We start from the raw sequence: 14,754 nt of genomic DNA, 5'->3' as shown, positions 1-14,754 counted from the left end.
CCGATCGCGGCGTCGGGTCTTGGCCGTCAGCGCCCCGGCCCCCTGAAAAGGGTCACGGCGCCTCGCCGACGATCTCGCGCAAGGCGCGCAGCAAGCGCTCGTTGTCCGCCGGCATGCCGATCGACACCCGGATGAAGGTCTCGAAGCCGGGCTCCTTCCAGGGCTTGGCGATGATGCCGCGCGCCAGCAGGGCCTCGTTGACCGGTCCGTTCGGACGCCCGAGATCGATGAACAGGAAGTTCGCCGCCGACGGCGCGATCCGCATTCCGGGCAGCGCCAGCGCGCGCAGTTGCGCCACCAGCGATTCGCGGTACTGCACGGTCTGCGCCACTGCATGGGCCATGAAAGGCTCGTCGCCCCACGCGGCCAGCGCCGCCGCCTGCGCCGCCTGGTTGACGTTGAAGGGCGTGCGCACCCGGTCGAGCAGCTGCACCAGCGCGGCGTCGGAGGCGATGCCGTAGCCGACGCGCAACCCGGCCAGGCCCCAGGCCTTGGAGAAGGTGCGCAGCACGATCCAGGGCCGCTGCTGGTCGCGCAGTGCGGCCAGCGCATCCGGGAAGCCGGGCGCGAGCCGCGCGTACTCGTAGTACGCCTCGTCCAGCACCAGCAGCGTGCCGGCCGGCGTGGCCGCGAGCAGGCGCTCGAAGGCGGCCGCATCGAACATGCAACCGACGGGATTCGACGGATTGGCGATCATCGCGATCTTCGGCCCGCGCGCCAGCGCCTCGCACCAGGCGTCGAGATCGAATTCGAGCGCGGGCGTGAGCGCCAGCGCCTCGACCTCGGCCCCCATCATGCGCGGGAAGATCTCGTGCAGCCCGAAGCCGGGGCGCTGCGTGAGCACCCGGTCGCCCGGCGACAGCAGGGCCAGGCACAGCATCTGCAGGATGTCCTCGGAGCCGCTGCCGATCACGATCTGGCCGGGCCCGGCGCCGCAGCGCCCGGCGATCGCGGTGCGCAGCGCGGTGCAGGCGGCATCGGGATAGTTGTTGACCTGCTGCGCCAGGCCGACCAGCGCCTGCGCCACCGCCGGGCTGGCGCCGAAGGGGTTCTCGTTGCTCGCCAGCCGGCTGATCTCGCTGACGCCGTAGCGCGCGCGCACCACCTCGGAAGACAAGCCGGCGTTGTAGGGCGGCAGCGGCGCGACTTCGGGACGGGCGAAGCCCTGGAATGGGGATGCGTTCATAGGTCGAATACCTTGCCGGGATTGAGAAGGTGGAGGGGATCGAGCGCGCGCTTGATCGCGCGCATGGCGGCCAGCTCGGCCGGGCTGCGGCTCGCCGACAGATAGGGTTTCTTGTGCAGGCCAATGCCGTGCTCGGCCGAGACGCTGCCACCGAACGCGGCGACCTGCTCGTAGACCAGCGCTTCGATCTGCGCCTCCTGGCCGCCGATCGAGCGGCCGTCGGTCGTGATGTGCAGGTTGCTGTCGCCCACGTGGCCGAAGAACAGGGAGTGGTGGCCCGGCCAGCGCACATCGAAGGCAGCGCGGCAGGCGTCGGCGAACCGGCCGATCTCGGCCATTGGGAGACTGACGTCGAAATTGATCGGCGGATGCATGTGGACCGGCAGCTCGGCGGTGGCCTCGCGGATCTTCCAGAACGCCTGGACCTGCGCCTGGGACTGCGCGATGGCCGCATCGCTCGCCTGCCCGGCTTCCATCGCCTCGCCCAGCGTCTCCTCGAGGACCGTACGCAGCGAGGCCTCGTCGTCGCCGACCACGTCGACCAGCGCCGCGAACGGATGCACCGCCTCGAAAGGCTCGCGCAGCCCCTGCCATTTCAGGGAGGTCTCGACGAAGTCGCGCCACATGAGTTCGAAGGCCGCCACCGCGCGCGGGAAGCGAGCCTGCAGCCGGCCCAGCAGCGCCAGCGCGGCGTCGAAATCGGTGAGTGCAACCAGCGCGGTGGCGCGTGCACGGGGCGCCGGATACAGGCGCAGCACCGCGCGCGTGATCACGCCCAGCGTGCCCTCGGCACCGATGAAGAACTGCTTCAGGTCGTAGCCCGTGTTGTTCTTGAGCATGGGCCGCAGCATCGGTAGCACGCTGCCGTCGGCCAGCACCACCTCGAGGCCCAGCGTCTGCTCGCGCATCATGCCGAACTGCAGCACGCCGTTGCCGCCGGCATTGGTCGACAGGTTGCCGCCGATCTGGCAGGAGCCGCGCGCGCCGAGGTCGACGCCGAACTGCAGGCCCTGCGCGGCGGCGGCCTCCTGCACCGCCGACAGGGTGGCGCCGGCCTGCACCGTCAGGGTGGACGCCGCCGCATCCACCGATTCGATGGCGCTCATGCGATCGAGCGAGAGCGCGATGGCGCCGGGACTCGGCACCGCCGCGCCCGCGAGCCCGGTGAGGCCGCCCTGCGGCACCACCGGCACGCGGTACTCTCTGCACAGGCGCAGCACCGCCGAGACTTCTTCCGTGCTGCGCGGGCGCACCAGGGCCATCGGCGCCACGGGCGGCGCACCGCTCCAGTCGGCGTGGTGGCGCGCGGGGATGGCGTCGCCGGTCTGCAGGCGATCGGCGCCGACGGACCGCGCCAGCGCGGCGAGGAATTCCACGCCGTTCAGCCCGGGCGACGTTCGACGAAGTCCAGCACCGCTTCGAGCATGCGCCGCACATGCGGCTGCACGCGGGCGGCGCGCTCGGGCAGGTAGTCGAAGGGCAGCGCCTCCTGCATGTAGCTGCATTGCGTCATCTCGAGCTGCACGGCATGCACGCCCTGCGCCGGCCGGCCGTGCTGGCGCGTGATGTAGCCGCCGGTGAAGCGGCCGTTGAGCACGGACGTGAATCCCGGCGCCTGCCCGGCGATATCGAGCAGCGACTGCGCCAGGACCGGATCGCAACTGGCGCCCTGGGCGGTGCCGAGGTTGAGGTCCGGCAGCTTGCCGTCGAAGAAGCGCGGCAGCACGGAGCGGATCGAATGTGCGTCCCACAGCGCGGCGACGCCGTGCAGCGATTTCAAGCGCTCGAGCTCGCCCGCGAGCTGGCGGTGGTAGGGCTGCCAGATGGCGTCGCGACGTTGCGCGATCTCGGCTTCGCCGGGCACGTCGCCGGCCGCATAGAGGGGCGTGTCGTCGAAGCTGTCGACCGGACACAGGCCGGTGACGCTCTGGCCCGGATAGAGGCTCGCGCCGTCGGGCGGGCGATTGAGGTCGACCACGTAGCGCGAGTGCGTGGCGATCAGCAGCGAGGCGCCGAGTTCGTCCGCGAAGTCGTACAGGCGCTCGAGATGCCAGTCGGTGTCGGGCACCTGGCGGGCCTCGTCGGTGAAGCGCGCCGCGAGCTGCGGCGGCACATAGGTGCCGACGTGCGGCATCGAGATCAGGAGGGGGCGCTTGCCGGGGTGGAAGCGGAAGGGGGGCTCGGGTGTGGTGAAGCTCATGGGTTCAATCCTCGAGAAGTTGGGTGCGCGCGGCCACGAAGGCGGCCGCGGCTTCGTCGTGCAATGCGTGGCGGCCGCCGGCGACGCGCGTCTGGCCGGCCACCCACACGGCATCGATGGCCGAGGTGCGGTGGCTGGCGAAGACGTGGGCCGAGAGCATGTCGGGCGCGGCGAGCCCCTGCAGCGCGAGGTGGCGGGCATCGAGCGCGACGAAGTCGGCCTGCTGCCCCACCGCCAGGCCGCCGACGGCGCGGCCCGCGGCCTGCGCGCCGCCCCGCACGGCCGCCAGCGTGAGCGCGGTCGCGACCTGGGGGTGCGACCCATCGGCGCCCACGTTGCGCTGCCGCGTGGCCAGGCGCTGGCTGTACTCCAGCATCAGCAGCTCCTCCGCCGCGTTGACGCAGGCGTGGCTGTCGGAACCGACGCCCCAGGCACCGCCGTGGTGGCGCCAGGCCGCGAAGTCGAAGATGCCGTCGCCGAGATTGGCCTCGGTCGTCGGACACAGGCCGGCGACCGCGCCGCTCATCGCCGCGCGCCGGTACTCGTTCGCATCCATGTGCGTGGCATGGACCAGGCACCAGCGCGCATCGACCGGTGCATGGTCGAGCAGCCAGGCCACGGGACGCTGGCCGCTCCACGCCAGGCAGTCGTCGACCTCCTTGGTCTGCTCGGCGATGTGGATGTGGATCGGCGACGTGGGGTCGAGCGCTTCGAGGCCTGCGAGGGCATCGCGCAAGGCGTCGGGCGCAACGGCACGCAGGGAATGCGGCGCGAGGCCGAGCCGCGCGCCCTGCGCGTCGCACACCGGCCTCAGCGCTTCGAGCAGGCGAAGCATCGATTCGGTCGACCGGATGAAGCGACGCTGCCCCTCGTTGGGTGGCAGGCCGCCGAAGCCGCTGGACTGGTAGAGCACGGGCAGCAGGGTGAAGCCGATGCCCGTACGCTGCGCGGCGCGCAGGAGCGCAAGGCTCAGGCTCGCGTCATTCGCGTAGGGACGGCCGCCGGTGTCATGGTGCACGTACTGGAATTCGCACACGCTCGTGTAGCCCGCTTCGAGCATCTCGGCATAGAGCCAGGTGGCGATGGCCTCCATGTGCTGCGGTGCGAGGCGCGCGGCAAAGCGGTACATGAGCGTGCGCCAGCTCCAGAAGCTGTCCTGCTGCTCGGCGCGGTGCTCGGTGAGGCCTGCGAAGGCTCTCTGGAAGGCGTGCGAATGCAGGTTCGGCGTGCCGGGGATCACGGGGCCGCTCGATGCGGGCGTGCCGGAGGGCTGCGCGGCCTCGGGCTGCACCTGCGTGAGCCGGCCGGCCTCGTCCCAGGCCAGCAGCACGTTCTTCGACCATCCGGTCGGCAGCAGCGCATCGGCCGCGAATAGCGTGCGCGTCATGCCGCCTGCTCCACGGCGACGCGGCCCTGCCGGACCACGCAGCGCACGGGCCGCTGGCCGAACCAGTAGGCGAGTTCCGCGGCCTCCCGCACGTTCCAGAGCACGAAGTTGGCCGGCTGTCCCTGATGCAGCGCGCCATGCGTCTGCTGCAGGCCGAGCGCGCGCGCCGCATGGCGGGTGACGCCGGCCAGCGCCTCGGGCACCGTGAGACGGAACAGCGTGCAGGCCATGTTGACCATCAGCAGCAGGCTCAGCGCCGGCGAGGTGCCGGGGTTGTGGTCGGTGGAAACGGCCATCGGCACGCCGGCCGCGCGCAGCGCCTCGATCGGCGGCAGGTGGGTGTCGCGCAGCGTGTAGTAGGCGCCGGGCAGCAGCACGGCCACCGTGCCGGACGCGCGCATCGCGGCGATGCCTTCGGCCGACAGGTGCTCGATGTGGTCGCAGGACAGCGCGCCGTAGCGCGCCGCCAGCGCGGCCCCGCCCATGTCCGAGAGTTGCTCGGCATGCAGCTTGACCGGGAGCCCGAGCGCCCTGGCCGCCTGGAACACGCGCTCGGTCTCGGCCAGCGAGAAGGCGATGCGTTCGCAGAACACGTCGACCGCATCGACCAGCCCTTCTTCGGCCAGCGCCGGCATCATCTCCCGGCAGACGAGGTCGATGTAGTCGCCGCTGCGGCCCGCGTACTCGGGCGGCAGCGCGTGGGCGCCCAGAAAGGTGGTGCGCACCGTGACGCCATAGGCCTCGCCGAGCCGGCGCGCGACGCGCAGCTGCTTGCGCTCGTGTGCCAGCGCGAGCCCGTAGCCCGACTTGATCTCGATGGCGCAGACGCCGTCGGCGAGCAGTTGCTCGAGGCGCGGCGCAGCCTGCGCGTAGAGCGTGTCCTCGTCGGCCTCGCGCGTGGCGCGCACCGACGACACGATGCCGCCGCCGGCTTTCGCCACCTCTTCGTAGCTCGCGCCGGCGAGCCGCATCGCGAACTCGTTGGCGCGCTGGCCGCCATAGACCAGATGGGTGTGGCAATCGACCAGGCCGGGCGTGACCATTGCACCGCCGCCGTCGAAGCGCCGCAGCCCGGCGAACTGGCCGGGCAGCGATGCGCGTTCGCCGATCCAGGCGATCTTGCCGTCGGCCACGACGATCGCGGCCTCGGCCCATGGCATGTCGTCGCCGGCGAGTGCACCGGGCGCGAGGCGCAGCTGCGTCCAGACGCCGTCGGCGGAAGGGAGTGCGGAGAAGTTCATGCGGATCCACCCATGGTGGTCGTACGGGTTGTCGATTCGAGCCGCACCGCGATCAGTGCGGCATCGGCGTCCTGCGGATGCGCCTGCCATCCGCGCGAGCCGCCGTCCCACCACACGCCCTCGCCCGGCCCGCAGTCGAAGGCGTCGAGCCGCCAGCGGCCGCCGAGGACCATCAGCAGGCCGCGCTCGGCGGGCGCGATGTCGGCGGTCGCGCGCAGCAGCCGCCAATCGGCGCTGACGCGGCCGCGGCGCGTCATGAGGTTGAAGTCGGTCGACGTGCCGCCGAGCAGATCGCAGTCCAGCGCCGCGTCGCCGGCGAAGGCGAACGGCACATGCGACAGGTCGAGCCGATGGTCGATGCGGCCGTCCTGCGAATGCAGGCGCACGCCGGCACCTTCGAGCAGCATGATCACGCGGTCGATGCCGGCAAAGGCGGAGAACGGCCCTGGCCGGTCGATGGTCGCGATGCTCACGCGCCAGTCGAAGCCGTCCATGTCCGCGCCCGCCGGCGAGCAGACGATCTCGCGCGTGGTGCCGCCGCCGTTCTTCCACGGCGAGGCGGCCAGCGAGGCGATGTCGAAGCGTTGGAGTGCCACGGGCCCGGCTCCTCGCGCGGCTTACTTGATCATCGGCAGGTTGAGGCCCTGCTTCTTCGCCGTCGCGATCGCGATGTCGTAGCCGGCATCGGCATGGCGCATCACGCCGGTGGCGGGGTCGTTCCACAGCACGCGCGCGAGGCGCCGGGCCGCCGCCTCGGTGCCGTCGGCCACGATCACCACGCCCGAATGCTGCGAGTAGCCCATGCCCACGCCGCCGCCGTGGTGCAGGCTGACCCAGGTCGCGCCGCCCGCGGTGTTCAGCAGCGCGTTGAGCAGCGGCCAGTCCGACACCGCGTCGCTGCCGTCCTTCATGCTTTCCGTTTCCCGGTTCGGGCTCGCCACCGAGCCGGTGTCCAGGTGGTCGCGGCCGATCACGATCGGGCCCTTGAGCTCGCCCGACTTCACCATCTCGTTGAAGGCCAGCCCGGCCTTCTCGCGCTCGCCCAGCCCCAGCCAGCAGATGCGCGCCGGCAGGCCCTGGAAGGCGATGCGCTCGCGCGCCATGTCCAGCCAGCGGTGGGTGTGCTTGTTGTCGGGGAACAGCTCCTTGATCTTGGCGTCGGTCTTGTAGATGTCCTCCGGGTCGCCCGAGAGCGCAACCCAGCGGAACGGCCCCTTGCCCTCGCAGAACAGCGGCCGGATGTAGGCCGGCACGAAGCCCGGGAAGTCGAACGCGTTTTTCACGCCCTCGTCGAACGCCACCTGGCGGATGTTGTTGCCGTAGTCGACGGTCGGGATGCCCATCGCCTGGAAGTCGAGCATGGCCTGCACGTGCACCGCGCAGGACTTGGCCGCCGCCTTGCGAAGCGTGGGGTGCTGGGTCGCGTCGGCCTTGGCGGCCTCCCATTGCGCCAGGGTCCAGCCGATCGGCAGGTAGCCGCTGGCGAGGTCGTGCGCCGAAGTCTGGTCGGTCACGAGGTCGGGCTTGAGGCCGCCGGCCTGGGCGCGCTTCACGAGCTCCGGCAGGATCTCGGCCGCATTGCCCAGCAGGCCGATCGACACCGCCTCCTTGGCCGCCGTGTGCTGCTTGATCAGCGCGATCGCGTCGTCGATGTCCTTGGCCTGCTTGTCGAGATAGCGCGTGCGCAGGCGAAAGTCGATGCTGGCCTGCTGGCACTCGATGTTGAGCGAGACCGCGCCCGCCAGCGTCGCGGCCAGCGGCTGCGCGCCGCCCATCCCGCCCAGGCCGGCGGTCAGGATCCACTTGCCCGCGAGGTCGTTGTTGTAGTGCTGGCGGCCGGCCTCGACGAAGGTCTCGAAGGTGCCCTGCACGATGCCCTGGCTGCCGATGTAGATCCAGCTGCCGGCGGTCATCTGGCCGTACATCATCAGGCCCTTGCGGTCGAGCTCGCTGAAGTGCTCCCAGGTGGCCCACTTGGGCACCAGGTTCGAATTCGCGAGCAAGACGCGCGGCGCGTTCTCGTGGGTCTTGAAGACGCCCACCGGCTTGCCCGACTGGATCAGCAGCGTCTCGTCGTCGTTCAGTTCCTTCAGCGACGCCAGGATCTGGTCGAACGAGGCCCAGTCGCGCGCGGCGCGGCCGATGCCGCCGTAGACCACGAGGTCCTGCGGGCGCTCGGCAACTTCGGGGTCCAGATTGTTCTGCAGCATGCGGAACGCGGCTTCGGTGAGCCAGCTCTTGCAGTTGAGCGTGCTGCCGCGCGGCGCGCGGATCACGCGGCTTGCGTCATGGCGGGGGTCGGCGGACTGGGCGAGGAATTTGTCGGGTGCGTTCATGGCGGTGTTCCTTTCGATGTCGGTTCGGATGGAAGAGATTCAGGCGTGGCTGGGCAGGATGGCTTGCACGGCTTCGGGCCATTGGCCCTGGCGTGCCCACAGGCGCATGGCTTCGATGGACGGTGCGAGGAAACGGTCCTGTTCGATGAAGGCGACGCGCTCGCGGATGGCGGCGAATTCGGCTTCGAGCAGGGGCGAGCTCTTCAGCCCGGCGCCGGGCCGCCCCAAGGCGGGCTGCGCCCCCTCGGGGGGCAGCGAGGACACGCCAGTGCCGAGCGTGGGGGCCGTCGTGCTGCCGCGCTTCAATTCGATGCCTTGCGCCGCAGCCATCGCCTCGATGCCGACGACCACGGCTGTGTTTTCGACCATCTCGCCGAGCCGGCGGCCCGCGAAGGTGGCCATCGACACATGGTCTTCCTGGTTGGCCGAGGTCGGCAGGCTGTCGACGCTGGCCGGATGGGCGAGCGACTTGTTCTCCGACGCCAGCGCCGCGGCCGTGACCTGCGCGATCATGAAGCCGGAGTTGACGCCGCCGTCGCGCACCAGGAACGGCGGCAGGCCCGACAGGCCGCTGTCGAGCAGCAGCGCCATCCGGCGCTCAGAGATGGCGCCGATCTCGGCCACCGAGAGCGCGATGATGTCGGCCGCAAAGGCCACCGGTTCGGCGTGGAAGTTGCCGCCCGAGATCACGTCGCCGTTGTCGAACACCAGCGGGTTGTCCGAAGCCGCATTGGCCTCGATGCGCAGCACGCGCGCCGCATGCGCGAGGTTGTCCAGGCACGCGCCCATCACCTGCGGCACGCAGCGGATCGAGTACGGGTCCTGCACCCGGCCGCAGTCGGCATGGGACGGCAGGATCTCGCTGCCTTCGAGCAGTGCACGCACCGCCCCGGCCACCGCCATCTGGCCCGGCTGGCCGCGCGCGGCGTGGATGCGGGCATCGAAGGGCTTGATCGATCCCTGGATGGCTTCCAGCGACAGCGCGCCCGCCATCAGGCCGGCCGCGAACACGTCCTCGGCGCCGAACAGGCCGGCCAGCGCCAGCGCGGTCGACACCTGGGTGCCGTTGAGCAGCGCCAGTCCTTCCTTTGGGCCGAGGACGAAGGGTGCGAGGCCGATGCGCGCCAGCGCGTCGGTGCCATTGATGACTTCGCCATCGGGCGCCGTGACCTCGCCCTCGCCGATCAGCACGCAGGCCAGATGCGCCAGCGGCGCCAGATCGCCCGAGGCCCCGACCGACCCCTTCGACGGGATGCGCGGCAGCAAGCCAGCGTTCGACAGCGCGAGCAGCGCATCGACGATCTCGGGCCGCACGCCCGAATGCCCGCGCGCCAGGCTCACGGCCTTGGTCGCGAGCACCAGCCGCACCACGCCGGCGGCCAGCGGCTCGCCGGTGCCCGCGCTGTGCGACAGCACCAGGTTGCGCTGCAGTTCGGCCAGGCGCTCGGGCGGGATGGTGGTCTGCGCCAGCTTGCCGAAACCGGTGTTGATGCCGTAGACCACCTCGCCCGCCTCGACGATGCGGCGCACCGTGGCCTGGGCCGCCAGCAGGCCGGCGCGGGCCGACGGGTCGAGCGACAGCTGCACGCCGCCGGCATGCACGCGGCGCAACGTGGCAAGGTCGACGTCGCCGGGCGCGAGGACGATCGGTGCGGTGCCGAGGGGGGTGGTGTTCATGGGGTTCTCCTGTCTATACAAGTAGGTTCGTGCGAAAGGCGAAGCGCGGCGTGCGCGCTCAGCCGAAAGAGGGATTGCCGTCGGCGCGGAACCGGCTGCCGAGCCGGTAGCGCGAGGCGGGATGCAGGCAGCGCACCACCGTCACCGGCTGGGTCCGGGTCCAGGTGCGGCGCGTGAGCAGCAGGCAGGGGTCGGTCACCGGCATGTCCAGGCGCTCGGCCTGCTCGGAGGTCGGAAGCACGGCATCGACCACATGCTCGATCTGGTCGAACGGCACGTTGCGCACCAGGTACTCGCTCGGCGGGACGAGCGAGAAATCCTGCTCGAGAAAATCCGGCACCACGCGCGGGTTGACATAGCGATCCTCGAGCTGCACCGGGGTCTCGTTCTCCAGGTGCAGGCAGACCGTGTGGAAGACCGACTCGCCGGGCCGCAGGTCGAGCCAGACCGCCACGTCGGGCGAGGCGGCGACGCGCTCGGCGGCCAGGAATTCGCAGCGATAGTCGTGGCCGCGTTCGCGGATCTCGCTGGCGATGTTGGCGATCTGCAGCAGGGTCGACTGCGGCCTGTCCTCGGCCACGAAGCTGCCGACGCCGGCCACCCGCACGATGCGCCCCTGCTCGACCAGTTCGCGCAGCGCGCGGTTGACCGTCATGCGGGCGACACCGAATTGCGCCACCAGCTCGCTCTCCGACGGCAGGCGGTGGCCGGCGCTCCAGGAGCCGTCCTGGATCTTGTGCGTGATGAAGGCCTTGATCTGCTCGTACAGCGCCAGCGCGGGGGACGTCGAGGCCGCGGCACGCGGATGCGCGCTGCGACGGGCGTCGGTGGCTTTGCGAAGGCTGGCGGCTGTCATGCGGTCTTTCGTGCGGCGTGGATCAATGCTCGGCGGCGGCCATGGACTCGGCGCGGATCTCTTCGGTCAGGCGCGCCTTGATCTCCATGAACTCGGGCGAGGTCTTGATCGTGTAATGGCGCGGATGCGGGAAGTCCACCGCGATCTCGGTCTTGATGCGGCCGGGCCGGGCGCTGAACACCGCGACGCGGTTGGCCATGAAGATCGCCTCGTCGATGTCGTGCGTGACGAACAGAACGGTCTTGCGGGCCGACTCCCAGATGCCCAGCAGCAGTTCCTGCATCAGCACGCGGGTCTGGTTGTCGAGCGCACCGAAGGGCTCGTCGAGCAGCAGGATCTTGGGGTCGTTGGCGAGTGCGCGGGCGATCGCGGTGCGCTGCTGCATGCCGCCCGACAACTGCTTGGGAAAGTGGTTCTCGAAGCCGCGCAGGCCGACCTTGGCGATGAAGAAGTCGCTGCGCTCCTTCTGGTCGGCCTCGCTCATGCCGCGCTCGCGCAGTCCGAAGCGGATGTTCTGCGCAATGGTGAGCCAGGGGAACAGCGTATAGCTCTGGAACACCACGCCGCGATCGGCGCCCGGGCCCTCGATGGTCTGGCCGTCGAGCAGCACGCGCCCTCCGGTCGGGTAGTCGAGTCCGGCCACGATGCGCAGCAAGGTCGACTTGCCGCAGCCCGAGGGGCCGAGGATGGTGACGAAGTCGTTCTCGCGCACTTCGAAGTCGACCGGCAGCAGCGCCTGCGTGCTCTGGCCGCGCGTGCCGGTGAAGGTGCGCGAGACACCGCGAATGGACAGCTGATTCATCACAGGGTGCTCCAGGCGAAGAGACGGCGGTTGAGCGCCTTGAAGGCGAAGTCGGAGATGAGCCCGATGATGCCGATCACGATGATCCCGAAGATGATCTGCCCGGTGTTGAGCAGCGCCTGGCTGTCGGTGATCATGTGGCCGATGCCGGAAGAAGATCCGATCAGCTCGGCGACGATGACATAGGTCCAGGCCCAGCCGAGCACCAGGCGCAGCGTCTCGGCGATCCCGGGCGCAGCGCCCGGGATCAGCACCCGGGCGACGATGCCGCGGCTGTTGGCGCCCAGCGTGTAGGCGGCCTCGACCAGGTCGCGCCGCGCGCTGCCCACCGTGACCGCCACCATCAGCGTGATCTGGAACACCGAGCCGATGAAGATCACCAGCAGCTTCTGCGTTTCGCCGATGCCGGCCCACAGGATCAGCAGCGGAATGAAGGCCGAGGCCGGCAGGTAGCGACAGAACGAGACGAAGGGCTCGAAGAAGGCCTCGACGCTCTTCCACGTGCCCATCGCGATGCCCAGCGGCACCGCCACCACGGTCGCCAGCACGAAGCCGCCGAACACGCGCCACACCGTCATGCCGATGTCGTGGCTGAAGTTGTACTCGGTGAAGAGCAGCACGGCCTCCTTGACCATCGTGACCGGGCTGGCCAGGAAGGTCGGCGAGACGAAGCCGCCGAGCGTGAACAAGGCCCAGACCACCACGAAGACCACGAAGAAGCCGACGCCGAGCAGCCAGCGCGCCCGCGCGCTGACGGGCTCGAGTGGCGCCAGCGCGCGGCGCCGGCGTGGCTCTGCGGGCGTGGCCGAGGCGCCGAGGTTCACCGGCTTGGTTGAGTTCATGACAGGCGTCGCGCTCATGATCGATGGTCCGTTACTTGATGAAGCTGGTGTCGAAGGTGGCGTTGAGGTCGTCGGGCGCCTTGCGGATCACGCCGGACTCCAGCAGGATCGCCTGCGCGTCCTTCATGAACGGCACGATGTCGTTGGCGAAGAACTTCTGGTTGGCCGCCTTGTCCGACCAGCGCAGGTTGGCCGACGACTTCGCGAACTGCTCGCCGGTCTGCTTGACCGCCGCGCCCATGATTTCGTTCGCCTTGGCCGGGTCGGTCTTGATCATGTCGAGGGCCTCGAAGTACGAATTCGCCAGCGCCTGGGCTGCCTTGGCGTTGGACTTGAGCCAGGTCGGGGCGCAGCCCACGGTGTCCATCACCATCGGGTAGTCGAGCGTGGTGGCGAGAATCTTGCCGGCGGTGGGATTGGCGCGCACGGTCGAGAGGTAGGGCTCGTAGGTCATGGCCGCGTCGTTCTGGCCGGCCACGAAGGCCTGGGCGGCGGGCTGGGGCTCGAGCGAGACCAGCTTGACGTCCTTCATGGACATGCCGTTCTTGCTGAGCATCCAGGCCAGGCCGAAGTACGGCGCGGTGCCCGGGGCGCTGACGCCGATGGCCTTGCCCTTGAGGTCGGCGAAGCTCTTGACGTCGTTGCGCACCGCGATGCCGTCGGCGCCGTAGGACTTGTCCATCTGGAAGATCTGCACGATCGGCACGCCGTTGGCGTTCCAGGCCACGTGCGTCTCGACCGTGGTGGCCGCGCACTGGATCGCGCCGGAGGCCAGCGCCAGGTGACGGTCCTTCTGCGGGATCATGCGCAGGTCGACCTCCAGGCCGTTCTTCTTGAAGATCCCGGCCTTGTCGGCCAGCGTCAGCGGCGCGAAGCCGGTCCAGCCCGACATGCCGAGGGTGATCTTGGTGTCCTGTGCGTGGGCGCTGGTCGCCATGCCCGCGATGCACGCACCTGCCGCCATCAGCGAGGCGATCTTTGCTACCGTCTTGACCATTCAGGTTCTCCTGTTGCGTTTCAAAATTTCGGCTCGCCGGCGACGCGAAAGACGCGAACTCCAGCAGTGCGGCCGAGTTTCATTCCCCGCGATGCACCTGTATATACAGGTTAACCCGGAATTGCGGTCCGGATCAAGCGCCGCTTGGCCCCTTGTCAGGGCGCGAAAGCGGTTTCATGCACCAAACGCTGTCTAGACAGGGTCTGGCGGCGGCGAATGCATGAGGATAAGCAAACGACGTGCCAGATGAAGCGGCTAGCGGGTCAGGGCATCGGCCTGCCTCGAAACGCTGGCCTGCACGACCGCCGCGAAGGGCTCGGCCAGCGGCGAAGCGAAGCTCCCCGGCGGCGGATAGGCCAGCACCACCGACTGCAGCGCGAGCTGGCCGCGCAGCCGCCGGCAGGCGATGCGCTTGCCGTCATAGGCCTGGTCGCGCAGCGGCCGCGTCGTCAGCAAGGAGACGCCGAGCCCGTTCGCCACCAGCGAGCGGACCATTTCGAGCGAAGCGCTCTCGTGCGCGATTCGCGGCGAGACGCCGGCATCGCGGAACAGCGAAAGAAAGTACTCGCGGCTGTGCGGCAGGTTGATCAGCACCAGCGGCTCGCGCGCAAGGTCGGCGATGCGCAGGCTCGTGGCCCGGGCCAGCCGGTGCCCCCACGGCAGCAGCGCGTAGGGGCGCAGTTGCATCACGGGCTCGAGCCGCACGCCGCGCGCCAGGCCGAGGTCGTACATCAGCGCGACATCGAGCGCGCCGCGCTCCAGCATCCGCGTGAGCGTCTCGGTGTCGCCTTCGACCAGCTGCACTTCGATCGCCGGGCAGTCCGCCGCCATGCGGGCCAGCATGTCCGGCAGCCAGCGCGGCGCCAGGGTGCTCAGGCAGCCGACGCGCAGCAGGCCGGCCAGCTCGCCCGAGCGCGGCGCGGCCAGCGTGCGCGCCTGCTCGAGCAGTGCATGCGCCTCCCGATGGCGCAGCGCACCGGCCGCAGTCAACTCGAGCCCGCGCGCGTGCAGCCGGACGAACAGCGGTTCGCCCCAGAGTTCTTCGAGATCGGCGATGGCCTTGGAGATCGACGGCTGCGAGACGCTGAGCGCCTCGGCCGCGCGGGCGGCGCCGCCATGCCGGGCCGCGGCGACGAAGTATTCGAGCTGGCGAAGGTTCAGGTGAATCATCTTTCTTGATCCAAGGCATCAATGATGAGTATTTTCAATTGATTCAATGGAGGCCGACCA

The 14,754-nt window shown here is 70.0% G+C and carries 13 protein-coding genes; all 13 read right to left on the bottom strand.

Annotated elements, in window-relative coordinates; genetic code table 11:
* Window positions 1-52: 52 nt before the first annotated feature.
* Window positions 53-1,186: a histidinol-phosphate transaminase gene (locus AC1D2O_RS22405; RefSeq protein ID WP_478087882.1), complete on the bottom strand. Its 1,134-nt coding sequence runs from the start codon at window positions 1,184-1,186 to the stop codon at window positions 53-55.
* Window positions 1,183-2,571, bottom strand: coding sequence for an FAD-binding oxidoreductase (locus AC1D2O_RS22400; RefSeq protein ID WP_478087910.1), 1,389 nt, complete (start codon window positions 2,569-2,571; stop codon window positions 1,183-1,185). Before AC1D2O_RS22400 ends, AC1D2O_RS22405 begins: the two co-directional genes overlap by 4 nt.
* Complete coding sequence (hutG, locus tag AC1D2O_RS22395; protein ID WP_478157924.1) at window positions 2,568-3,386, bottom strand: N-formylglutamate deformylase; 819 nt, start codon at window positions 3,384-3,386, stop codon at window positions 2,568-2,570. The genes AC1D2O_RS22400 and hutG overlap by 4 nt, the downstream gene beginning before the upstream one ends.
* Before the next feature lie 4 nt (window positions 3,387-3,390).
* Entirely contained in the window at window positions 3,391-4,773 is a 1,383-nt protein-coding gene (locus AC1D2O_RS22390; RefSeq protein WP_478087885.1) for a formimidoylglutamate deiminase, read from the bottom strand.
* Window positions 4,770-6,014: an imidazolonepropionase gene (gene hutI / locus AC1D2O_RS22385; RefSeq protein WP_478087886.1), complete on the bottom strand. Its 1,245-nt coding sequence runs from the start codon at window positions 6,012-6,014 to the stop codon at window positions 4,770-4,772. Before hutI ends, AC1D2O_RS22390 begins: the two co-directional genes overlap by 4 nt.
* A complete protein-coding gene (locus tag AC1D2O_RS22380) occupies window positions 6,011-6,610 on the bottom strand; it encodes a HutD/Ves family protein (RefSeq protein ID WP_478157923.1) in 600 nt (199 codons plus the stop codon). The genes hutI and AC1D2O_RS22380 overlap by 4 nt, the downstream gene beginning before the upstream one ends.
* A 21-nt stretch (window positions 6,611-6,631) precedes the next feature.
* A complete protein-coding gene (gene hutU, locus AC1D2O_RS22375) occupies window positions 6,632-8,350 on the bottom strand; it encodes a urocanate hydratase (protein WP_478087890.1) in 1,719 nt (572 codons plus the stop codon).
* Between the two features lie 39 nt (window positions 8,351-8,389).
* A complete protein-coding gene (gene hutH, locus AC1D2O_RS22370; RefSeq protein ID WP_478087892.1) occupies window positions 8,390-10,027 on the bottom strand; it encodes a histidine ammonia-lyase in 1,638 nt (545 codons plus the stop codon).
* A 58-nt stretch (window positions 10,028-10,085) separates the two neighbouring features.
* Window positions 10,086-10,883 carry a histidine utilization repressor gene (gene hutC, locus AC1D2O_RS22365; RefSeq protein WP_478087894.1) on the bottom strand — a complete coding sequence of 266 codons (798 nt, stop codon included), beginning with the start codon at window positions 10,881-10,883 and terminating at the stop codon, window positions 10,086-10,088.
* A 22-nt stretch (window positions 10,884-10,905) separates the two neighbouring features.
* Entirely contained in the window at window positions 10,906-11,685 is a 780-nt protein-coding gene (locus AC1D2O_RS22360; RefSeq protein WP_478087896.1) for an ABC transporter ATP-binding protein, read from the bottom strand.
* Window positions 11,685-12,527 carry an ABC transporter permease gene (locus tag AC1D2O_RS22355; protein WP_478087898.1) on the bottom strand — a complete coding sequence of 281 codons (843 nt, stop codon included), beginning with the start codon at window positions 12,525-12,527 and terminating at the stop codon, window positions 11,685-11,687. Before AC1D2O_RS22355 ends, AC1D2O_RS22360 begins: the two co-directional genes overlap by 1 nt.
* Before the next feature lie 31 nt (window positions 12,528-12,558).
* Window positions 12,559-13,524: an ABC transporter substrate-binding protein gene (locus tag AC1D2O_RS22350; RefSeq protein WP_478087900.1), complete on the bottom strand. Its 966-nt coding sequence runs from the start codon at window positions 13,522-13,524 to the stop codon at window positions 12,559-12,561.
* Between the two features lie 255 nt (window positions 13,525-13,779).
* On the bottom strand, window positions 13,780-14,694 hold the full coding sequence (locus AC1D2O_RS22345; protein WP_478087902.1) for a LysR family transcriptional regulator: 915 nt from the start codon (window positions 14,692-14,694) through the stop codon (window positions 13,780-13,782).
* Window positions 14,695-14,754: the final 60 nt, after the last annotated feature.

Source organism: Variovorax sp. P1_G12, assembly GCF_056405555.1.
This window is presented reverse-complemented; position numbering and strand designations above follow the sequence as displayed.

What these genes read in the sequence shown, in the direction of transcription:
- AC1D2O_RS22345 (WP_478087902.1), bottom strand. Translation starts at nt 14,694, where the DNA reads ATGATTCACCTGAACCTTCGCCAGCTCGAATACTTCGTCGCCGCGGCC.
- hutG (WP_478157924.1), bottom strand. Translation starts at nt 3,386, where the DNA reads ATGAGCTTCACCACACCCGAGCCCCCCTTCCGCTTCCACCCCGGCAAG.
- hutU (WP_478087890.1), bottom strand. Translation starts at nt 8,350, where the DNA reads ATGAACGCACCCGACAAATTCCTCGCCCAGTCCGCCGACCCCCGCCAT.
- hutH (WP_478087892.1), bottom strand. Translation starts at nt 10,027, where the DNA reads ATGAACACCACCCCCCTCGGCACCGCACCGATCGTCCTCGCGCCCGGC.
- AC1D2O_RS22360 (WP_478087896.1), bottom strand. Translation starts at nt 11,685, where the DNA reads ATGAATCAGCTGTCCATTCGCGGTGTCTCGCGCACCTTCACCGGCACG.
- AC1D2O_RS22390 (WP_478087885.1), bottom strand. Translation starts at nt 4,773, where the DNA reads ATGACGCGCACGCTATTCGCGGCCGATGCGCTGCTGCCGACCGGATGG.
- hutC (WP_478087894.1), bottom strand. Translation starts at nt 10,883, where the DNA reads ATGACAGCCGCCAGCCTTCGCAAAGCCACCGACGCCCGTCGCAGCGCG.
- hutI (WP_478087886.1), bottom strand. Translation starts at nt 6,014, where the DNA reads ATGAACTTCTCCGCACTCCCTTCCGCCGACGGCGTCTGGACGCAGCTG.
- AC1D2O_RS22355 (WP_478087898.1), bottom strand. Translation starts at nt 12,527, where the DNA reads ATGAACTCAACCAAGCCGGTGAACCTCGGCGCCTCGGCCACGCCCGCA.
- AC1D2O_RS22350 (WP_478087900.1), bottom strand. Translation starts at nt 13,524, where the DNA reads ATGGTCAAGACGGTAGCAAAGATCGCCTCGCTGATGGCGGCAGGTGCG.
- AC1D2O_RS22405 (WP_478087882.1), bottom strand. Translation starts at nt 1,186, where the DNA reads ATGAACGCATCCCCATTCCAGGGCTTCGCCCGTCCCGAAGTCGCGCCG.